A 19,445-nucleotide genomic window follows, 5' to 3' on the forward strand; every position below is an offset into this window, starting at 1 on the left:
GCCGGGCCGGAAGCCTCCTGGACATCCCCTGCCCCCCATGCTTCCACCACCCATCGGGACCCAGCGGAACGGCCTCACGTGACCACCGACGCCAGGACGGCGCAGGCGCCGAGCCTGCCCATCGCCATCCTCCTCCTTCTCGTGCCCGCGATCGGCGTGCTGCAGTTCCGCGGCATCGCGCTGGCGGTGACGATCGGGCTGGTGGCGACGGTGGTCACCCATCGCCGGGCGACGGGCACCTGGCCGTGGCCACGCCTCGAAGGGCCGCTGCTGCCCCTGCTCTGCCTCGCCGCGCTGGCGACGGCGAGCGCGTCCTGGGCGATCGATCCGGCACGATCCGTGGTGACCGGTGTGAAATTCGCGGGCTTCGTGCTGCTCGGCGCCGCCACGGTGCGGGTGGTGGCCGAGGACCCCGCCGCGCCGCGGCTGCTGTCCCGTGCCCTGTTCGCGGGGCTTGCCGTGGGCGCCGGGCTGGCGGGGCTCGACATGCTCACCGGACATGCGATCCGCGCCGGGGTGCGGGGCCTGGCCGAGGCGCGGGTCGAGCTTGTCTACGGCCTCAAGCCGGCGGTCTCGGTCATGGCGGTGCTGGCGCCGATCGTGGCCGCCCTGCCTGGCATTCCGTGGAAGGCGCGGGCGGCGCTGGTGGTCGGCACGCTCGCGGTCGCGCTGGTGATCCCGGCGGAATCAGCGCGCATCAGCGGGGTGATCGGCGTGGCGGTGTTCGTGCTGGCGCGGGTCTCGTCGCAGCAACTCGGCCGGCTGATCGGCGCCTTCGTCGGCGCGGCGATCCTGGCGGCGCCGCTGGTCGTCGTGGCGGCGCGGCCGAATCTGCCGTCCCTCGAGCGGATTCCCATGAGTGCGGCGCATCGCGTGCTGATCTGGGACTTCGTGGAGGGCCGCATCGCCGAGAAGCCGCTGCTCGGCTGGGGTGCGGAAAGCGGTCGGACGATCCCGGGCGGGCGCGACCTGTTCCCGGAGGAGACGCTCGACCGCTTCGGCCTGACCTCCCCGGAATCGCGGGCCTGGTTCGCGCGGCCGCAGCCGCAGCGGCTGCCGCTGCATCCCCACAACGCGGCGCTGCAGATCTGGCTCGACCTCGGCGTGGCGGGGGCGGCGCTGGCGGCCTGGCTCGCGGTGGCGCTGGGGTTCGCGGCGGCGCGGATCGGGCCAGGCGCGGTCGGCGCGCTCGCGGCCGGCGCGGTGACCGGGATGCTGTCCTACGGCGTCTGGCAGGAATGGTGGATCGGCTTCGCGCTGCTGGTCGCAGCCGCGCTTCAGGCCTTGAGGCCGAGCAAGGCGCGGTAGCGCGGCAGGGCGTGCTGCCAGAGGAAGTCGGCCCGCACGCGGGCGGCGGCGGCCGCGCCCATCACCTTGAGACGCGCGGGATCGGCAAGCAGCGTGTCGAGCGCCGCGGCGACGGCCTTGGGATCGGCGCCGTCGCAGAGCAGGCCGGTCTCGCCGTCCGCCACCGCCTCGGCGGCGCCGCCCTCGCGGCCGGCGAGCGACGGGCAGCCCTGCCAGGCGGCCTCGAGATAGACGATGCCGAAGCCTTCGACCGAGTTGCCCTCGCGCCGCGCCGGCATGGCGAAGAGGTCGGCGCGGGCAAGCAGCGCAGCCTTCTGCGCTTCGTCGATGCGGCCGAGGAAGCGGACGCGGTCGGCGACACCTTCGGAGGCGGCCAGCGCCTCCAGCCGCGCCCGGTCCGGCCCGCCGCCGGCGACGAGGAAGCGGATCGCGGGATGCGTCGCGGCCAGCGCCGGCAAGGCGCGGATCACCTGGTCGATGCCCTTGCGGGGTTCGAGGCGCGAGAGCGTCGCGAGGATCGGCGTTGCGCCTTCGGCAAGGCTCGCGGCCCAGGACGTTGCCTCGGGCGTCGCCGCGACCGGGGCGGGCAACGGCAGGGGGACGATTTCGACCCTAGGGGCGGCATTGCCGAGGGCCTCGCGCACCAGCGCCGCCGTATAGGCGCTGTTCGCCGCGACCACCGTCGCCCGCGCGAAGGCGTCGCGCCGCCGCGCGACCCGGCGCGCCGAGGCGACGGGCAGCACCTCATTGCCATGCGCCAGCACCAGCACCGGCAGGCCGGCCCGCTTCGGCAGCAGCGCCGCGCTCTTCCAGGTATCGGTAACCACCGCCTGCACCCCGCCGCGCGCGAGCAGCCTCCGCGCCGCGAAGCCCTTGGCCAGGCGTCGCAACGGCTTCGGCCCGCCGAAGCGCCGCACCGTGACGCCCTGCGGCCAGGCAGGCTCGGCAAGCCCCTTGCCGCGGATGCGGTCGGCGAGGACCAGCACTTCCTCGCCCGATCCGGCGAAGGCCGTCGCCAGCCCGCCCACCAGCACCTCGATGCCGCCCGGATCGGGCGGCAAGCACTGGGTGAGGATCAGGATCACGGCGCCGGCCGGTGGCGTTCGGGTTCGAGCCGCGCCTTGAGGTAGGACAGCAGCGGGAAGGCCCCGGTGCAGAGCGCGAGCAGCACGCCCCAGCCCCCTTCGCGGTAGCCCTTGCGCGAGACGTAGGACTTCAACCCGCGTGAGAAGAAGCGCCGGACATTGGCGCGCAGCGTGCCGATATCCCCGCCCGCGAGCAGGTCCGCCGCCTTGGCCGAGGAATACTTGTCGAGCCGGCGCAGCATGTCCGAGATGTCGCGATCCACCAGGTGCACCAGCGCGCCGGTGGTGATCTTCGGTCCTTCCTTGCCCGTCCAGTCGAGCCCCGGATGGACGCGCTGCGCCCGCCAGCGCTTCGCCCCCCGGCGGAACAGCCGCGGCACGGAGGTCGTGCCGAAGGACCCCGCCCAGCCGTACTTAACCAGCCGGTCGCCCACGTAATTGTCGACCGGCACCTGGTGCCAGGCATGGGTGCTGGTGGCGATGGTCGCGCGCACGGCCTCGGCCAAAGCGGGGTTCACCCGCTCGTCGGCATCGACCTCGAGGATCCAGTCGCCGGTGCAGGCGTCGATGCCGGTGTTGCGGCGCGCGCCTTCCAGTTCCCAGGCGCCTTCGACGACGCGGGCGCCGGCGGCCTTGGCGATCTCGGCGCTCGCATCGGTGCTGCGGTCGAGGACGACGACGACCTCGTCGGCGAAGGCGACGGAGGCGAGGCAATCGGGCAGGCGTTCCTGCTCGTTGCGCGCGACGATGAGGGCGGACAGGCGCGGGGCGCCGTTGGTCGGGCACGGCCGATTCAGGCCTCCGGGCCCTTTGGCAATGCGGTCATCGGGCGCGCTCACGACACCGCCTCCCCCAGTTCGACGGGATCGGGGCGAGCGAGAAGGGCAGCGGCCTGTTCCGCGACGCGGGTCGCGGAGAGAGCGCCCATCGGTGCGTTGCCCGGCGGCCCCTTGGCCAGGACCGCGAGCGCCCGGACGCCCACCGGCGCGTATTCGGAGGCCGGGGTCGGTCCGAACAACCCGATTGTCGGTGTCCCCGCCGCGGCCGAGAGATGCATCAGCCCGGAATCATTGCCGACATAGAGCGCGCAGCGCGACAGCACCGCGGCCGCCTCGGGCAGGTCCAGCTGCCCGACCAGGTCCACCGCGTCGGGCAGTCCCGCCAGGACGGGGGCGGCCATGGCGCGCTCCTGCTCCCCTGGCCCACCGAGCACCGCGATCCGCGCCCCTTCCAGCGCGCCGCCCGGTTCGGTCAGCAGCCGCGCGAGGGTCAGGAAGCGATCGGGCGGCCAGACCTTGCGCACCCAGTTCGCGGTCGGCCCCAAGGCCAGCACCGGCGCGCCCTTGGGCAGCAGGGCGGCGGCCTTCGCCTCCTCCGCCGGCCCGAACCAGGCGACCGGGCGTGGCGCGGGGCTGATGCCGAGCGTCTGCGCGATATGCAGCAGCCGATGCCCCGGCCGCCGCCCGCCGCGCATCACTGCCCGCCGCTTCGCCAGCAGCATCCAGGCGATCGCCGAGCCGCGCAGGTCCACCACCAGGTCCCAGCGCCGGAAGGCCACCTGCCACCACAGGCCGAGCCAGTGCAGGCCGTAGCGCTTCTTCTCGATCGGGATCAGGCGCTCGAGCGCCGGCATGCGGCTGAAGACGCCCTCGGCCACCCGCCCGCAGGCGATGGTGAAGCGCGCCACCGGATGCTCCCGCATCAGGTGGTCGAGCAGCCCCGTCGACAGCACGGCGTCGCCGATCCGGGTCGAGGTGATGAAGAGGACGCGCACGCGGCGCCTGTATCACGCTCCGGACCGGGGGGGGAGGTTGCAGCCGTGGCCGATCCGGCACACCTGACAGGTCATGAGTCTCGCCATCCTCCCCGACCGGGGCGTGCTGGAGGTCGCCGGCCCGGACCGGGCCGCCTTCCTGCAGGGCCTCGTTTCCAACGACGTGACCCACCTCGTGCCCGGCCAGGCCGCCTGGAGCGCGCTGCTGACGCCGCAGGGCAAGTGGCTCGCGGATTTCTTCGTCGTCGCGACCGAGGACGCCTTCCTGCTGGACGCCGAGCGGGCGCAGATCGGGGACCTCGCCACGCGGCTCGGGCGCTTCCGGCTGCGGTCCAAGGTGACGCTGCGCGATGCGTCGGAAAATTGGCACGTCCACGCCGCCTGGGGCGCGGCGCCGGGTGCCGGTGACATCGTGGTGCCGGATCCGCGCCTGCCCGAGGCGGGCTGGCGGGTGCTGTCCCATGCGCCGCTCGCGACCGATGCCACGGCCGATGACTACGACCGCCACCGCCTCGCGCTCGGCCTGCCCGACGGGTCGCGCGATATGGAGCGCGAGAAGTCGGTCCTGCTCGAAGCCGGCTTCGACGAGTTGAACGGCGTGTCCTGGTCCAAGGGCTGCTACATGGGCCAGGAACTGACGGCGCGGACGCGCTATCGCGGGCTGATCAAGCGACGGCTGGTGCCGGTCGCGGTGGACGGCCCCCTGCCCGCGCGCGGGACGATCGTGACTGATGCCGCGGGGGCGGAGATCGGCGAGATGCGCTCCGGCCGCGACGGGACCGGCATCGCGCTGCTGCGGATCGATGCGCTGGACCGCGCGCCCTTCACGGCGGGCGAGGCGCGCCTGGTTCCCCGCATCGCCGCCTGGATGCGCCTGCCGGCCCGCGAGGAGGCATGAGCGACCACGGCCCCGGCGTGCGCATCCCGCCGCCGGTGATGGTCGCCGCGCTGCTGGCCGTGGCCTGGGGGCTGGAACGCATCGTGCCGGTGCGGATCGGCCCGCCTCTGCCGGAACTCGGCGGGTTGGTCATCTTCGCGGCCATCGCGCTGATCGGCTGGGCGCTGCTGGTGATGCTGAAGGCCGGCAACGATCCGCGGCCCGACAAGCCCGATACGGCGATGGTCGAGACCGGCCCATTCCGCTTCAGCCGCAACCCGATCTATCTCGGCTTCATCCTGGGCGTGGCCGGTTTCGCGCTGCGCTGGGGCGACCTCTGGGGCTGGGTCGCGGTGGTAGCGAGCCACCTGGTGCTCGACCGGCTGGTGGTGGCGAAGGAGGAAGCCTACCTCGCGACGCGCTTCGGGGCGGCCTACGAAGCGTATCGGGGGCGAGTGCGTCGCTGGGTCTAGGCGAGCCGCTTGCGCAGGAAGGCGCGGGACTGGCCGGCGGGATAATCCTCGAGCACGCCGAAGCGTTCATAGCCGAGGGCGAGGTAGAAGCCTTCCGCCTGGAAGGTGTCGAGCCAGGCGGCGTGGCAGCCCCAGTCGCGCGCCTGCGCCTCGGCGCGCTGCACGAGCCGCCGCCCGGTGCCCTGGCCGCGCAGTGCCGCATCGACCCAGGCGGCCTCGATGAACAGCCAGCCCCAGCTCGTCACCGCCGACACGCCGCCCAGCAGCCGTCCCTCCGCGTCGCGCAGCGCGAGGCCGAAGCGGCGCGCGTCGTAAGGCACGGTCTGGCCGTGGAAGGCGTGGATCTGTCGCGCGAGTTCGGCCCGGAAGCCCGGCTCGGGGTCCTCGGCCACGGTCAGGGCGGTGCCTTCGGGCCAGGTATCGATGTCCATGAAGCGGATCATCGACCAGGCCAGGCGCCGATGCTACGCCTCCGCCCGCGATGGATCCGAAGCCGTTCCCGTGCCGCTGCTGCATGCCCGCCATCGGCCGGCGCGGCGCGCTGGTCGCGGCGGTCGCCCTGGCCGCGCGGCCGGCGCGGGCGGACGCGCATCTCTCCCCACGGCTGCGCCTTGCGCCGGCGCCCGGCGCGCCGCCGCGCGTGGCGCTGACGCTCGATGCCTGTTCGGGGCATGCGGATCTGCGGGTGCTGGGCGGTCTGGTGCGGCTCGGCCTGCCGGCCACGATCTTCGTCACGGGCGTCTGGCTGCGCGCCAACCCGGATACGGTCGCGCTGCTGCGCGGGCGGGCGGACCTGTTCACCCTGCAGAACCACGGCGCGCGCCATGTCCCGGCGGTGCTCGGTGCGGGGCGGCTCTACGGCGTCGCGGTCGCCGGCACGATCGAGGCGGTGCATCGCGAGGTCGCAGGCGGCGCCGCCGCCGTCCTCGCCACCGGCGCGCCGGCGCCGGGCTGGTTCCGCGGCGCGACGGCGCTCTACAGCCCCGAGGCGCTTGCCGCGATCCGCGCCACGGGCCTGCGGGTTGCCGGCTATTCGGTGAACGGCGATGAAGGCGCGTCGCTGCCGGCCTCCCGCGTGGCGGCGCGCATCGCCGCCGCGCGGGATGGCGATGTGATCATCGCCCACACCAACCATCCCGAACGCCCGAGCGGTCCGGGCGTCGTCGAAGGCGTGGCGCGGCTGGCGGAACGCGGGTTCCGGCTGGTGCCGCTCGACGCCGTGCCCGTCGAGGAAGCCGACGCGCCATCGCGGGTGTGATCGCGGCGCTCATCCCTCCTGGACGCTGGCCCGGCCAACTGTTCCGGTCATGCCGGGCATCCCCGCCCGCACGCCATGTCGGCCGTCGCCCGCGGCATTGGGGCGCGGTCCAACGTCGCCTTTCGGCACCGTCGCCTCAGCGGCTCGCGACCAATTGCAGCCCGTCTTCGGACATCCGGACCTCGATCCGGGCGTGACCGAGCAGCATCGTTCCGCCGAGCGGTGCTTCCGCCTGGGCACCGGTGTCCGGTCGCCTGAGTCGCACCTGCGTGACCGCCACACCCACCGGCAACCGAAGGAGGACGCTGCCGGGAACCGGCAGGACGGCTTCGGGAAGCTCGATCGCATCCCCGGGCTGGCTCACTTCCACCCGCACCACGGCGTCCCCGTTCAGCCAACCGTTGTACCGGTCGATGATGGGTCCGCTGCGCAGGGCGAAGCGCGCCCTGACCGTCATGCCGTCGGCGTCCAGCCCCACCCGCACGGCTGAGGCATGCGCGGCGTTGCGCGGTTCGAACCGCGCGTCGAGGAAGCGTTCGCCCGGCGCCAGGCGGTAGACCACGCGCGCATAGCTGCGGTCGGTCGGCAGGAGCCCGCGCTCGGACAGGGTCTGCGAAATCGTCTGGCGTCGTTCCAATGCCGCCGTGTGGGGCATGGTGACCACCGTGGCCTGGATACGCTGCGCTGCGGGCGGCGGCGGTGGCGGGGCGCGCACCAGCACCGCAATCTGGCCGCGGTCAACCGCTGGTGCGCCGCGCGACATCACCTTGACCGAGAGCAGATGCAACCCCGGCACGGCCAGCACATAGTTCTGACAGGCGGATACGCGAAGGCCCTGCGCGCCCTGGCTCGTGAAGGTCTCGCGCCCCTGGCAACTGGCATCGCTGTCGAGCGGGCCCGCACGGTAGTCGGGGCGCGGCCCGCCCATCGTCCATGCGGCGTAATCGGCGCCGGGCGCCTCCACGGTGCAGGATATGGTGGCTCCCGCGACGACGCTCGGCAGCAGAAGCGGGCCGCCATCCTCGGGCAGGCCGGATGCCATGGCACCGGCGCCGAACATCGCGATGGCTGGTGCTTCGGCCTCGGGCAGCGCGTGCGGGTCGCCCAGGGCCTGGCAGCGGATGGACTGCACGAAGGGCGGGTACCCCGTGCTGATCGCGAGCAGGAAGTACTGCGCGCCGATGACAGCGACGCCGCCGAGGAAGGCGCCGGCCGTCGCGATGATCGTCGAGCGAACCCAGATGCGCCGCATCCGCGCTACGCGACCGTTGTCCTCCTCGTCTGCGGCCACGCCGGGGGCTCAGGCCGTGCGGTCGCCGCCGCCGCCCGCGAGCGCCGCCTGTGCCGCGGCCAGGCGTGCGACCGGCACGCGGTAGGGCGAGCAGGACACGTAGTCGAGGCCGACGCTCTCGCAGAAATGGATCGAGGACGGGTCGCCGCCGTGTTCGCCGCAGATGCCGAGCTTCAGGTCCGGCTTCACCCGCCGCCCCTTCTCGGAGGCGATCTTCACCAGGGCGCCGACGCCGTCCGGGTCGATCGACACGAAGGGGTCCTTCGGGAAGATGCCCTTCTCGACATACAGCGGCAGGAACTTGCCGGCGTCGTCGCGCGACAGGCCGAAGGTGGTCTGCGTCAGGTCGTTGGTGCCGAAGGAGAAGAAGTCGGCGGCATCGGCGATGGCATCGGCGGTCAGAGCCGCGCGCGGCAGCTCGATCATCGTGCCGACGCTGTATTCGACATGGTACTTGGTCTCCGCGAAGACCTCCTGCGCGACGCGATCCACCTGCGCGCGGGTGATCTCGAGCTCGCGCCGCGTCGCCACCAGCGGGATCATGATCTCCGGATGCGGCGCCTTGTGGGTTTCCTTGCCGATCTGGCAGGCGGCCTCGAAGATCGCGCGGGCCTGCATCTCGTAGATCTCGGGGAAGGAGATGCCGAGCCGGCAGCCGCGATGACCGAGCATCGGGTTGGCTTCCGACAGTTCCTGCGCGCGGCGGCGCATCGCCTCGACATCGGTGCCGAGGGAGGACGCGACCTCCGCGATCTCGTAGTCGGTGTGCGGCAGGAATTCGTGCAGCGGCGGGTCGAGCAGGCGGATCGTGACCGGCAGCCCGGCCATGATGCGGAACAGGTCGACGAAATCCTGCCGCTGGAAGGGCAGCAGGCGGGCCAGCGCGACGCGGCGGCCGGCCTCGGTTTCCGCCATGATCATCTGCCGCACGGCGCCGATGCGCTCGGGGTCGAAGAACATGTGCTCGGTGCGGCACAGGCCGATGCCTTCGGCGCCGAACTTGCGGGCCGTCTCGGCATCGAGCGGGGTTTCGGCGTTGGCGCGGACCTTGAGTCGCCGCACCTCGTCCGCCCAGCCCATCAGCGTCGCGAAGTCGCCCGACAGCTGCGGTTCGATCATGGCGACGGGGCCGACGAAGACCTCCCCGGTGCCGCCGTCGATGGTCAGCACCTCGCCGCCGCGCACCTGCACGCCGCCGGAGGAGAGCACCTGGTTGTTGTAGTCGACCGAGACGCCGCCGCAGCCGGCGACGCAGGGACGGCCCATGCCGCGGGCGACGACGGCCGCGTGGCTCGTCATGCCGCCGCGCGTGGTCAGGATGCCCTTGGCGGCATGCATGCCGTGGATGTCCTCGGGCGAGGTCTCGATGCGCACGAGGATGACGGCCTCGCCCTTCTGCGCGCGGGCTTCGGCCTCATCGGCCGAGAAGACGACGATGCCAGAGGCCGCGCCGGGCGAGGCCGGCAGGCCCTTCGCCAGGATCTTGCGCGGCGCCTTGGGGTCGAGGGTCGGGTGCAGCAGCTGGTCGAGTGCTGCGGGGTTCACGCGCTTCACGGCTTCCGCGTGGTCGATCAGCCCTTCGCGCGCCATGTCGACGGCGATCTTGAGCGACGCGGCCGCGGTGCGCTTCCCGTTGCGCGTCTGCAGCATGTAGAGCTTGTTCGACTGGACCGTGAACTCGATGTCCTGCATGTCGCGGTAGTGGCGCTCGAGCGTCTCGCGCACCTTCACCAGCTCGGCATAGGCGGCGGGCATGGCGGCTTCCATGCTGCGCTCGCCCGGCTTGGCGCGGGCCTCGGACATGGGCTGCGGGGTGCGGATGCCGGCGACGACGTCCTCGCCCTGCGCGTTGATTAGGTACTCGCCGTAGAAGATGTTCTCGCCGGTCGACGGATCGCGCGTGAAGCAGACGCCCGTCGCGCAATCCTCGCCCATGTTGCCGAAGACCATGGCCTGGACGTTGACCGCGGTGCCCCATTCGGAGGGGATGTCATGCAGGCGGCGATAGGTGATGGCACGCTGGTTCTGCCAGGAGGAGAACACGGCGCCGATCGCGCCCCAGAGCTGTTCCCACGGATCCTGCGGGAAGGGCTTGCCGGTGACCTCGCGCACCATCTCCTTGTAGCCGTGCACCACGCGGTGCCATTCGGAGGCGGTGAGCTCGGTGTCCTCGATCTTGCCGGTGTCGAGCTTCTCGTTCTCGATGATTTCCTCGAAGCGGTGGTGATCCACGCCGAGGACGACCGAGCCGTACATCTGGATGAAGCGGCGGTAGCTGTCCCAGGCGAAGCGGGCGTCGCCCGAGGCCGTCACCAGCCCTTCGACCGTCGCGTCGTTCAGGCCGAGATTCAGCACCGTGTCCATCATGCCGGGCATGGAGACGCGGGCGCCGGAGCGGACCGAGACGAGCAGCGGCTTGTGGTGGTCGCCGAACTTCGTCCCGACGGCTTCCTCGACGCGGGCGAGGCCGGCCTTCACCTGCGCCTCGAGGTCCGAGGGATAGGTCTCGCCGTTCTGGTAGTACCAGGTGCAGACCTCGGTCGTGATCGTGAAGCCGGGCGGCACCGGCAGGCCGATCGAGGCCATCTCGGCCAGGTTCGCGCCCTTGCCCCCAAGCAGGTTGCGCATGTCGGCGCGACCCTCGTTGCGGCCGGCACCAAAGCTGTAGACCCACTGCGTCATCGGGGGCTCCCCCTCAGGCTTCGATCTTCGAGAAATCCGCCACCGCGTCCATCGCGGCGCGGAGGCGTGCGAGTAGTTTCAGGCGATTGCGGCGGAGTTCCGGCGCGGGATCGTTGACGATCACCTTGTCGAAGAAGGCATCCACCGGAGCGCGCAGCGTGGCCATGGCCTCCATCGCGCGTTCGAAATCCTCGGCCGAGAGGTCGAGCTCGATCCGGGCGGCGGCCGCTTCCAGCGCGGCGGCGAGCGCCTCCTCCTGGTGCGCCTTCAGAAGGTGGTGCTCGTAGCCGGTATCGTAAATGTGGCCGTCGCGCTTTTCCTCGATGCGGAGGATGTTGGCGGCACGGCGATGGGCGGCGAGGAGGTTGGCCCCGGCCTCGGATTCGACGAAGGCGCGGACCGAATCGGCGCGACGGAGCAGGCGGTTCAGGTCGTCGTCCGGCGCAGCGCCGAGGACGGCGGTGACGACGTCGTGGCGCGTGCCCTCGGCGCGGAGCTGGACGCGCAGGCGGTCCGCGAGGAAGTCCATCAGCTCGCGGCCGAGCGCGGCAGCCTTGGGCACCTCGACCGCGTCGGTCGCGCGGAACACGCGGGTGAGTTCGCCGGAGGAGCCGGTCTGCGGCGCGACGAAGACCGAGATGCCGCGCTCGCGCAGGGCGGGTACGTGGCCGAGGTCCATCAGCCGCACCAGGATCCGTTCATTCGCGGCGCAGCCCTCGCCTTCCAACCGGGCGGCGGTCTCGAGCAATTCCTGACGGATCTCGCGGTTCTCGATCAGCGTGGCGACCTGCTTCGGGTCGGCGGCGATCCAGGGCGAGTGGCGCCACTGATCGACATAGCCGGCCATCGCCTCTTCCAGCAGGTGCCGCAGGGCGAGCCGCAGCCCGTTCTCCCGCACGATGCGGATGATGCCGAGCCCCGCGCGGCGCAGCGCAAAGGGGTCGCCGGACCCGGTCGGCTTCTCGCCCACGGCGAAGAAGCCCGCGAGCTGATCGAGCTTGTCGGCGAGCGCGACGGAGATCGCCACCGGCTCGGCCGGCGCCTCGTCCCCCGGGCCGAGGGGGCGGTAATGCGCGGCGATCGCCTCGGCGACCGCGGGCTTCTCGCCCTGGCCGAGGGCGTAGTAGCGGCCCATCACGCCCTGCAGTTCGGGGAACTCGCCCACCATGCCGGAGGCGAGGTCGGCCTTGGCGAGCCGCGCCGCGCGGGCCGCATCGGCCGGATCGGCCCCGACCTTCGTCGCGATGATCCGCGCGAGGCGTTCGAGCCGCGCGACGCGCTGCCCCTGCGTGCCGAGCTTCGCGTGGAACACCACGGAATCGAGCTTCGGCAGGAAGGATTCGAGCGACTGCCTGCGGTCGAGGTCCCAGAAGAACCGCGCATCCGACAGGCGCGCGCGCAGCACGCGCTCATTGCCCGCGACGATCGACGCCCCGCCATCGGGGGCGGCGATGTTCGCCACCAGCGCGAATCGCGGCGCGGCGGACCCATCCGCCTGGCGCAGCGCGAAGTAGCGCTGGTTCACGCGCATCGTCGTGCGCATGACCTCGGGCGGGAGGTCCATGAAGGCGTCGTCGATGCGCCCCAGCAGCGGCACCGGCCATTCGACCAGGCCGGCGACCTCGGTGACCAGGCCCTCGTCCGGCACCACCGTCAGGCCCTCGGCCGCGGCCAGCGCCGCGATGCCGTCGCGGATCTCGCGTGCGCGCTCGGCGGCGTCCAGCACCACGCGGCGCTCGCGCAGGCCTTCCTGGTAGTCGGTCAGGCCGCGCACGGCGAAGGCGCCGGGGGCCATGATGCGGTGGCCCTCGGTCTCGTTGCCCGAGGCAAGGCCATGCCCGTCATCCTCGCCGGCGCGCAGGTCGAAGGGCACCACGGCGCCGTCGAGCACGCACAGGATGCGCTTGAGCGGCCGCACCCACGCCATCGGCGAGGAGCCACCCCAGCGCATCGACTTGGGCCAGGGGAAGGCGCGGATGATGGCCGGGATGGCGGCGGCGACGAGGGCGCGGGCCTCGACCGTCTCGCCCGGCTTGGACAGGACCCAGAACTGGCCTTCCTGCTTCAGCGCATCGCGCGTCGCGCCGTGCTTGCGCAGGAAGCCGTCCAGCGCCTGGTCGGGGGCGCCGATGCGGGGTCCGCGTTCCTCCTTGCCCTCGGTGGTGACCGCGGCGCGCAGCAGGGCGGACAGACCGATGCGGCGGGGGCCGTGGAAGGTGACGGGCGGCGCCTCGACCAGCGCGGCGCAGCGTTCGGCGAACAGGCGGGCGAGGTCCTCGGCCGCCCGCGCCTGCATCCGCGCCGGGATTTCCTCGGAGAACAGTTCCAGCAGCAGTTCAGGCACCGGCCGTCTCCCCCGCGAGCCAGGACTCGCAGCACCCCTTCGCCAGGTTGCGCACGCGGCCGATATAGGCGGCGCGTTCCGTCACGCTGATCGCGCCCCGCGCGTCGAGCAGGTTGAAGCGGTGGCTCGCCTTGATGCACTGGTCATAGGCCGGCAGCGCGAGGCCGCGCTCCAGCAGCGCGGCGCATTCCTTCTCCGCGTCCTCGAAGTGGCGGAACAGCATCGCGACGTCCGCGTGCTCGAAATTGTGCGCGCTGTACTCCTTCTCCGCGCGCAGGAAGACCTCGCCATACTTCACGCCGTCGTCGTTGAAGGCGAGGTCGTACACGTTCTCCACGCCCTGGATGTACATCGCGAGGCGCTCGAGGCCGTAGGTGAGCTCGGCGGAGGGCCGTTCGCAGGCGATGCCGCCGACCTGCTGGAAGTAGGTGAACTGCGTCACCTCCATCCCGTCGCACCAGACCTCCCAGCCGAGGCCCCAGGCGCCGAGGGTCGGGCTCTCCCAATCGTCCTCGACGAAGCGGATGTCGTGCAGGGACGGGTCGATGCCGAGGGCGCGGTAGGATTCGATCAGCAGGCCCTGCGGGTCGGCCGGGCTCGGCTTCAGGATGACCTGGTACTGGTAATAATGCTGCAGCCGGTTCGGGTTCTCGCCGTAGCGGCCGTCCGAGGGCCGGCGGGAGGGCTGCACATAGGCCGCCTTCCAGGGCTTGGGACCCAACGCGCGCAGCGTGGTCGCCGGGTGGAAGGTGCCCGCGCCCACTTCCATGTCGTAGGGCTGGAGGATGACGCAGCCCTTCTCCGACCAGAAGCGATGGAGGCGCAGGATGATGTCCTGGAAGCTCGGGGGCTTCTGCGGCATGGGCAATCCGGAGGGTCTGGCGCGGGGCTGTGTTGCGGCGCACCTATAGGCGCCAGACCCTCAACCGGCAAGGAAACCGCCTTGGACACCGCTGCGAACCTCATCCGCGCCTACCTCGACGCCTTCAACCGGGGGGATCGCCCGGCGATGCTGGCGCTGCTGACCGAGGATGTCGCCCACGACGTGAACCAGGGCGGCCGGGAGGTGGGGCGCGAGGCCTTCGCCGCCTTCATGGCCCGGATGGACCGCTGTTATCGCGAACGCCTGGTGGACATCGTGGTGATGGCCGAACCGACCGGCACCCGCGCGTCGGCCGAATTCATCGTGGAGGGCGAATACCTCGCCACCGATGAGGGCCTGCCGCCGGCGGCCGGCCAGCGCTACCGCCTGCCGGCCGGGGCCTTCTACGACATCCGGGACGGCCGGATCGCGCGGGTGACCATGCACTACAACCTGCAGGACTGGATCCGGCAGGTGGGCGGCTGATCAGCCGCCGTTGCAGCAGGGCGCCGCGCCGAAGGCCGAGATGGCGTGGCGGCGCAGCGCGCTGACCGGCTCCGGCCTGTGGTGCACGCAGGTGTCGATGGCGGGCAGCGAGTCGCGCTCGGCGATCGAGGAGACATGCGGCCCGAGGTCGCGCAGCAGCCCGTCATGCATGCCGTAGATCCAGCCATGCAGGTGCAGTTCCGCGCCGCGCGCCCAGGCATTCTCGACGATCGGCGTCGCGGCCACGCGGCGGACCTGCATCTCGATGTTGACCTCGCAGAGCCGTTCGAAGCGCCGCCGGTCGTCGTGCATGGCATCGAATACCGCGCGATGCTTGCGGAAGAACATCGAGAGCGGCTGCAGCCAGTGGTCCACCAGCGCCCCGCGGCGGTCCACCATCGCCCGCTGCACCCCGCCGCAGCCGTAATGCCCGGCCACGATCACATGCCGCACGCCGAGCGTGTCGATCGCGTATTCGAGCACCGAGAGGATGTTGAGGTCGCTGGTGTGCACGACATTGGCGATGTTGCGGTGGACGAAGACCTCCCCCGGATCGAGGCCCAGCACGTCGTTCGCCGTCACCCGGCTGTCCGAGCAGCCGATCCAGAGATAGGTCGGCGTCTGCTGTTCCGACTGGCGGCGGAAGAAGGTCGGGTCCTCCCGCGTCTTGCGCTCCGCCCATTCCAGGTTCCGGTCGAAGAGGTGATCGAGCGTCTCGGTCATGGCGTTCCCGGATCCTCCGCCCCCTTGTGCCTCGGGTGCGGAAGCGGACCTTGGCGCAGGGCCGGCCCGGGCTTCAAGCGGCGGCTTGACGGCCGCTGAGGCGCCCCGCAGAGGAGGCGCGATACGCCCGGAGGCCCGCCATGCCGATCACCCGTCGCGCCGCGCTTGCGGCAGCCGTGCTGCCGATCGCGGCCCCTGCCCTCGCCCAGCCCTGGCCCGGCCGGCCGATCCGGGTCCTGGTGCCCTTCGCGCCCGGCGGCGCGGCCGATTCCGCCGCCCGCACCGTGCTTCCGCGGATGGGCGAGCGGCTGTCCACCACCTTCGTGGTCGAGAACCGCACCGGCGCGGGCGGATCGATCGGCGGCGGCGAGGTCGCGCGGTCGGCGCCGGACGGGTTCACGCTGCTCTGGGATGCGTCCTCCCATATCGTGAATCATGCCCTGCTGCGCGGCCTGACCTTCGACTACGCGACGGCCTTCCTGCCGATCAGCCAAGTCTGCACCTTCCCGCAGGTGGTCGCGGTGAAGGCCGATTTCCCGGCACGCGACCTCGCGGCCTTCATCGCGCTCGCCAAGGCGCGGCCGAACACCATCAACATGGGCACCCAGGGCAATGCGACGGCGGGGCATCTCGGCCTCGCCCGCTTCGCCCGCGAAGCCGGGATCGAGGTGCAGCACGTGCCCTATCGCGGCGGCGCCGACGCGGCGCGCGACCTGGCCGCCGGCACGCTGGACGGGGTGTTCATCACCGCGCTCTCGGCGCGGCCAGTGGTCGAGAGCGGGCGGGCGCGCTTCCTCGCCGTTGCCTCGGCGCAGCGGCTGGCGAACCTGCCCGATGTGCCGACGCTGTCCGAATCCGGCCTGCCGGGTTTCGACGTGAGCGAGTGGGTCGGCCTGTTCGCCCCCGCCGGCACGAGCCCCGAGATCGCCGCGCGGCTGCAGCAGGCGCTGGCCGCCAGCCTGGCGGAGGAGGAGGTGCGGGCCCGGCTCGACCGGCTCGGTGCCATCCCCGTGGGCAGCACACCGGCGGACTTCGCGCGCTACGTCACGGAGGGCCGGGCCGCCATGACGACGCTGGTGCGTGAGGCGAACATCCGGATCGAGTAGCCGCGCATGCGACTTGCGCTGCTCGCCGTCGCCGTCCTGGGGCTGTTCTGGCTCGTGCCGGACGGGGCGTTGTATGGCGGCGCGCTGGCGGCACAGGAGGCGCAGCGGATGCCGGCGGTGCTCGGCGGCATCGCGCTCGCCCTGCTGCTGGGCGGGCCAGGGGATCTCCCGCGCCTGGCGGGATGGGCGTGCGCCGGGGCGGCAGCGGCGGTGCTGCTTCGGGCAGGACTGGGTGTGCCGGGCGACAATGGCTGGATCCCGGGCGAAGCCATGTCGCGGCCCGAGCGACTGCTCGAGGTGGCCTGGTGGCTCGTCGTCGCCGGACTGGCGTGGCGGGGCTTGCCGCGGCGCAGGGCCGGCCCCGTCCTGGCCGCCGCCGTCGCGACCACCCGGATCGGCGCCTACGCCCAAGCCTTCGTGCCGCTCGCCTGGGAAGACACGGTCGACGCAGCGCTGGTGCTCGGGACCGGGGTGCTAGCGGGGTTCGTGGCGGGACTGGTGATGGTGATGCTGGCCGGATGGGTGCTGTCGATCGTCTGCCGCATGCCCGAACGATGGATCGCGCCACGGCGCGTCCTCGCACTGGTGTCGACGGCGGCGGCGATCGGTCACATGGTGAAGGGGTGAGAATGCCGTTGTCGACGATGCGAGGGAGGAGAACCTCCTCGGCCGCTCCGCTCTTTCTGGCATGGGCGGCTCGCCTTCGGCGATCCGCGGATGGACCCGGCAGTGGGGGCGGCTTCGGGCGGCGTTCGGTCCCGCCGATCCTGTTGGCGCTGATGATCGCCATGCCTGTCGCCGCGCAGGATTCGATCACGGCCGTGATCGGGCAGCCGGTGCTGGCCCTCGCGCAGCGTCCCGAACTGACGACCGGCCTGCGCTTCAACAGCGGCGGACATCGCCGTTCGCTGGCCGCCAGGCTCCGCGATCCGGGCCCGCCAGTGGCGCTCGCCGGCGACCGGTATGTCTACGGCTTCGGCTGCAGGCCGGAAGGCTGCCGCGACGGGGGTGCCTTCCTCGCCTTCGACGTCCATGACGAGCGGATCTTCATGCTGCTCACGGAGAACGGCAGCGTGCGCCTGTCGGTCCCGCCCGACCCGCGCGCCTGGCCCGAGGCGCTGCGCGAGGGCCTGCGCGAATTCATCCCGGCGCTGGCGGAGGCGATGGGGCCGCGGCCCTCGGCACCGGAGGGCAGGCGGTAGCCGCGGGGCAAGCCGGCCCGCCGGTGCAGGAGCAGCCAAATGGCGGACAGCACAGGTCGCGACACGACCCTCATCGAGGTGCGAGCGTCGGCCTGGACGGGCGCTATGCCGGATACGCTGGCACCCACCTTGGCCGGGACGACCTGCCCGCCGCGGGGGAGCCCGGGCACCGCGACCACCGGCTGATGGCTCTCCTCCTCTGCGGACTCCTCATCCTGCTCTGGGTCGCGTGGTGGTTTGTATTGACCATCAACGCCCCGGAGGCACCGTCCTCGCAGACGGGGCAGATCACAGCGCTACGCATCCGCCAGTCGGGGTCGGCGATCTTCGTCCGGCCGATCGAGGCGCTGATCAGCACTCTGCTCGCCGTTTCGGCCTTCGTCGGCCCGGCAGCCTACCTGATCGTGTATCCATTCGCCGGCGCCGGGCCCGCAAACCACGAACATGAAAAGGGCGGATGGTTGCCCATCCGCCCCTTCGAACTCCGTGCCGATCCCGAGGATCAGGACTCGGCGGTCTCTTCCGTCGCGGCTTCCGGCTTCGGACCGCTGTCCTGGCCCTTCGCGGCCACATTGCGGTCCACCAGCTCGATCACCGCCATCGTCGCGGCGTCGCCGTAGCGCACGCCGGCCTTGAGGACGCGGCAATAGCCGCCCTGACGGGTCTTGTAGCGGTCGGCGATCTCGGTGAAGAGCTTCGCCACGATCTTCTCGTCGCGGATCTGCGCGAGCGCCTGGCGGCGCGCATGCAGGCCACCGCGCTTGCCGAGGGTGATGATGCGCTCGACGTACGGGCGCAGCTCCTTGGCCTTCGGCAGGGTGGTCGTGATCTGCTCGTGCTTCAGCAGCGAGGTCGCCATGTTGCGGAACATGGCAACGCGATGGGCGGAGGTGACGCTGAGCTTACGCCCGGCAATTCCGTGACGCATGGTTCTGTATCCTTACCGGGTGAGCCCTCAGAAGGGCTCCTCCACCTTCTTCGCGAGTTCCTCGATGTTCTCGGGCGGCCAACCGGTGACGGTCATGCCGAGGCCGAGGCCCATCGAGGCGAGCACTTCCTTGATCTCGTTCAGCGACTTGCGCCCGAAATTCGGGGTGCGGAGCATTTCCTGCTCGGTCTTCTGAACCAGGTCGCCGATGTAGACGATGTTGTCGTTCTTCAGGCAGTTCGCCGAGCGGACCGAGAGCTCGAGCTCGTCGACCTTGCGCAGCAGGTTGCGGTTGAACGGCAGGTCGTCGCGGATCTCTTCCTCGACGCGCGCGCGCGGCTCGTCGAAGTTGATCAGGATCTGCAGCTGTTCCTGCAGGATGCGGGCGGCGACGCCGACGGCATCCTCGGGGGCCAGCGTGCCGTCCGTCTCGACCGTCAGGATCAGCTTGTCGTAGTCGGTCTTCTGGCCGACGCGGGTCGGTTCCACGCGATACGCCACGCGGCGCACCGGGGAATAGATCGCGTCCACCGGGATCAGGCCGATCGGCGCGTCCTCCGGGCGGTTCTCCGCGGCCGGGACGTAGCCCTTGCCGACGTCGACCGTCAGTTCCATCGCGAGCTTCGCGCCGTCGTCGAGGGTGCAGAGCACCAGCTCGGGGTTCGCGATCTCGATGTCGCCGGTGGTCTGGATCTGCCCGGCGGTCACCTCGCCCGGGCCGGTCGCGGTGAGCTGCAGGCGCTTCGCACCTTCGCCCTGCATCCGGATGGCAAGCTGCTTCACGTTCAGGACGATGTCCGTCACGTCCTCGCGCACGCCCTGGATGGAGCTGAACTCATGCAGCACGCCGTCGATGCGGATGGCGGTCACGGCCGCGCCCTGCAGCGACGACAGCAGCACGCGCCGCAGCGCGTTGCCGAGCGTCATGCCGAAGCCGCGCTCCAGCGGCTCCAGCACCACGGTCGCCGTGCGCAGCGGGTCCGCGCCCATCTCGACGGACTTCTGCGTCTCGATCAGCGAACGCCAATTCCTCTCGAGCACTCTTC

19 protein-coding genes are annotated in these 19,445 nt (G+C 71.7%); 8 read left to right on the forward strand and 11 right to left on the reverse strand.

Annotation, left to right across the window (positions count from 1 at the left end):
• The first annotated feature begins 78 nt into the window (after positions 1-78).
• Positions 79-1,308, forward strand: coding sequence for an O-antigen ligase family protein (locus GWK16_RS25680; protein ID WP_170052669.1), 1,230 nt, complete (start codon positions 79-81; stop codon positions 1,306-1,308).
• Here GWK16_RS25680 and GWK16_RS04180 read toward each other — a convergent pair.
• The 3 genes from GWK16_RS04180 to GWK16_RS04190 are packed head-to-tail and all read right to left on the reverse strand — an operon-like array spanning position 1,278 to position 4,167.
• Positions 1,278-2,393 carry a glycosyltransferase gene (locus GWK16_RS04180; RefSeq protein WP_170052670.1) on the reverse strand — a complete coding sequence of 372 codons (1,116 nt, stop codon included), beginning with the start codon at positions 2,391-2,393 and terminating at the stop codon, positions 1,278-1,280. The two genes, GWK16_RS25680 and GWK16_RS04180, sit on opposite strands and share 31 nt — an antisense overlap.
• Positions 2,390-3,232 carry a glycosyltransferase family 2 protein gene (locus GWK16_RS04185; protein ID WP_338144401.1) on the reverse strand — a complete coding sequence of 281 codons (843 nt, stop codon included), beginning with the start codon at positions 3,230-3,232 and terminating at the stop codon, positions 2,390-2,392. Before GWK16_RS04185 ends, GWK16_RS04180 begins: the two co-directional genes overlap by 4 nt.
• Positions 3,229-4,167: a glycosyltransferase family 9 protein gene (locus GWK16_RS04190; RefSeq protein WP_170052671.1), complete on the reverse strand. Its 939-nt coding sequence runs from the start codon at positions 4,165-4,167 to the stop codon at positions 3,229-3,231. The genes GWK16_RS04185 and GWK16_RS04190 overlap by 4 nt, the downstream gene beginning before the upstream one ends.
• Positions 4,168-4,240: 73 nt before the next feature.
• On the opposite strand from GWK16_RS04190, the gene ygfZ reads away from it, so the two are divergent.
• Together ygfZ and GWK16_RS04200 are read left to right on the forward strand one after the other, a co-directional pair.
• Positions 4,241-5,065 carry a CAF17-like 4Fe-4S cluster assembly/insertion protein YgfZ gene (gene ygfZ / locus GWK16_RS04195; RefSeq protein ID WP_170052672.1) on the forward strand — a complete coding sequence of 275 codons (825 nt, stop codon included), beginning with the start codon at positions 4,241-4,243 and terminating at the stop codon, positions 5,063-5,065.
• Positions 5,062-5,517 (forward strand): methyltransferase family protein, encoded by a 456-nt coding sequence (locus GWK16_RS04200; protein WP_170052673.1) that lies wholly within the window; start codon positions 5,062-5,064, stop codon positions 5,515-5,517. Before ygfZ ends, GWK16_RS04200 begins: the two co-directional genes overlap by 4 nt.
• Here GWK16_RS04200 and GWK16_RS04205 read toward each other — a convergent pair.
• On the reverse strand, positions 5,514-5,948 hold the full coding sequence (locus GWK16_RS04205; RefSeq protein ID WP_170052674.1) for a GNAT family N-acetyltransferase: 435 nt from the start codon (positions 5,946-5,948) through the stop codon (positions 5,514-5,516). The two genes, GWK16_RS04200 and GWK16_RS04205, sit on opposite strands and share 4 nt — an antisense overlap.
• 83 nt (positions 5,949-6,031) lie before the next feature.
• Here GWK16_RS04205 and GWK16_RS04210 point away from each other — a divergent pair, with 83 nt between their 5' ends.
• The gene (locus GWK16_RS04210) at positions 6,032-6,775 is read left to right on the forward strand and encodes a polysaccharide deacetylase family protein (protein WP_170052675.1); all 744 of its coding nucleotides are present in this window, start codon (positions 6,032-6,034) and stop codon (positions 6,773-6,775) included.
• Between the two features lie 136 nt (positions 6,776-6,911).
• On the opposite strand, the gene GWK16_RS04215 is transcribed toward GWK16_RS04210, so the two are convergent.
• The 4 genes from GWK16_RS04215 to GWK16_RS04230 are packed head-to-tail and all read right to left on the reverse strand — an operon-like array spanning position 6,912 to position 13,954.
• Positions 6,912-8,066, reverse strand: coding sequence for a hypothetical protein (locus GWK16_RS04215; protein ID WP_170052676.1), 1,155 nt, complete (start codon positions 8,064-8,066; stop codon positions 6,912-6,914).
• A gap of 9 nt (positions 8,067-8,075) precedes the next feature.
• Positions 8,076-10,748 carry a pyruvate, phosphate dikinase gene (ppdK, locus tag GWK16_RS04220; protein WP_170052677.1) on the reverse strand — a complete coding sequence of 891 codons (2,673 nt, stop codon included), beginning with the start codon at positions 10,746-10,748 and terminating at the stop codon, positions 8,076-8,078.
• A 13-nt stretch (positions 10,749-10,761) separates the two neighbouring features.
• Entirely contained in the window at positions 10,762-13,092 is a 2,331-nt protein-coding gene (gene glyS, locus GWK16_RS04225; RefSeq protein WP_170052678.1) for a glycine--tRNA ligase subunit beta, read from the reverse strand.
• On the reverse strand, positions 13,085-13,954 hold the full coding sequence (locus GWK16_RS04230; RefSeq protein WP_170052679.1) for a glycine--tRNA ligase subunit alpha: 870 nt from the start codon (positions 13,952-13,954) through the stop codon (positions 13,085-13,087). The genes glyS and GWK16_RS04230 overlap by 8 nt, the downstream gene beginning before the upstream one ends.
• Positions 13,955-14,035: 81 nt before the next feature.
• Here GWK16_RS04230 and GWK16_RS04235 point away from each other — a divergent pair, with 81 nt between their 5' ends.
• Complete coding sequence (locus GWK16_RS04235; protein WP_248291087.1) at positions 14,036-14,440, forward strand: ketosteroid isomerase-related protein; 405 nt, start codon at positions 14,036-14,038, stop codon at positions 14,438-14,440.
• Here the strand turns inward: GWK16_RS04235 and GWK16_RS04240 are convergent, their stop codons facing one another.
• A complete protein-coding gene (locus GWK16_RS04240; protein WP_170052681.1) occupies positions 14,441-15,163 on the reverse strand; it encodes a carbonic anhydrase in 723 nt (240 codons plus the stop codon).
• A gap of 140 nt (positions 15,164-15,303) precedes the next feature.
• Between GWK16_RS04240 and GWK16_RS04245 the strand changes: the two genes are divergently transcribed.
• From GWK16_RS04245 to GWK16_RS04255, 3 genes are all read left to right on the forward strand, one after another.
• Positions 15,304-16,269, forward strand: a complete 966-nt coding sequence (locus GWK16_RS04245; RefSeq protein WP_170052682.1) for a Bug family tripartite tricarboxylate transporter substrate binding protein — start codon at positions 15,304-15,306, stop codon at positions 16,267-16,269.
• Positions 16,270-16,275: 6 nt separating this feature from the next.
• A complete protein-coding gene (locus tag GWK16_RS04250) occupies positions 16,276-16,896 on the forward strand; it encodes a hypothetical protein (RefSeq protein ID WP_170052683.1) in 621 nt (206 codons plus the stop codon).
• A 152-nt stretch (positions 16,897-17,048) separates the two neighbouring features.
• On the forward strand, positions 17,049-17,471 hold the full coding sequence (locus GWK16_RS04255; RefSeq protein ID WP_170052684.1) for a hypothetical protein: 423 nt from the start codon (positions 17,049-17,051) through the stop codon (positions 17,469-17,471).
• Positions 17,472-17,973: 502 nt separating this feature from the next.
• Here GWK16_RS04255 and rplQ read toward each other — a convergent pair.
• A complete protein-coding gene (rplQ, locus tag GWK16_RS04260) occupies positions 17,974-18,399 on the reverse strand; it encodes a 50S ribosomal protein L17 (RefSeq protein ID WP_170052685.1) in 426 nt (141 codons plus the stop codon).
• Between the two features lie 27 nt (positions 18,400-18,426).
• Positions 18,427-19,440, reverse strand: a complete 1,014-nt coding sequence (locus GWK16_RS04265; protein WP_168040342.1) for a DNA-directed RNA polymerase subunit alpha — start codon at positions 19,438-19,440, stop codon at positions 18,427-18,429.
• Positions 19,441-19,445: the final 5 nt, after the last annotated feature.

It is taken from the genome of Neoroseomonas marina, from assembly GCF_012927745.1.
In the GTDB taxonomy this organism is placed as follows: domain Bacteria; phylum Pseudomonadota; class Alphaproteobacteria; order Acetobacterales; family Acetobacteraceae; genus Neoroseomonas; species Neoroseomonas marina.

What these genes read in the sequence shown, in the direction of transcription:
- ygfZ (WP_170052672.1), top strand. Translation starts at nt 4,241, where the DNA reads ATGAGTCTCGCCATCCTCCCCGACCGGGGCGTGCTGGAGGTCGCCGGC.
- GWK16_RS04200 (WP_170052673.1), top strand. Translation starts at nt 5,062, where the DNA reads ATGAGCGACCACGGCCCCGGCGTGCGCATCCCGCCGCCGGTGATGGTC.
- GWK16_RS04205 (WP_170052674.1), bottom strand. Translation starts at nt 5,948, where the DNA reads ATGGACATCGATACCTGGCCCGAAGGCACCGCCCTGACCGTGGCCGAG.
- GWK16_RS04210 (WP_170052675.1), top strand. Translation starts at nt 6,032, where the DNA reads ATGCCCGCCATCGGCCGGCGCGGCGCGCTGGTCGCGGCGGTCGCCCTG.
- ppdK (WP_170052677.1), bottom strand. Translation starts at nt 10,748, where the DNA reads ATGACGCAGTGGGTCTACAGCTTTGGTGCCGGCCGCAACGAGGGTCGC.
- GWK16_RS04230 (WP_170052679.1), bottom strand. Translation starts at nt 13,954, where the DNA reads ATGCCGCAGAAGCCCCCGAGCTTCCAGGACATCATCCTGCGCCTCCAT.
- GWK16_RS04240 (WP_170052681.1), bottom strand. Translation starts at nt 15,163, where the DNA reads ATGACCGAGACGCTCGATCACCTCTTCGACCGGAACCTGGAATGGGCG.
- GWK16_RS04245 (WP_170052682.1), top strand. Translation starts at nt 15,304, where the DNA reads ATGCCGATCACCCGTCGCGCCGCGCTTGCGGCAGCCGTGCTGCCGATC.
- GWK16_RS04250 (WP_170052683.1), top strand. Translation starts at nt 16,276, where the DNA reads ATGCGACTTGCGCTGCTCGCCGTCGCCGTCCTGGGGCTGTTCTGGCTC.
- GWK16_RS04255 (WP_170052684.1), top strand. Translation starts at nt 17,049, where the DNA reads ATGATCGCCATGCCTGTCGCCGCGCAGGATTCGATCACGGCCGTGATC.
- rplQ (WP_170052685.1), bottom strand. Translation starts at nt 18,399, where the DNA reads ATGCGTCACGGAATTGCCGGGCGTAAGCTCAGCGTCACCTCCGCCCAT.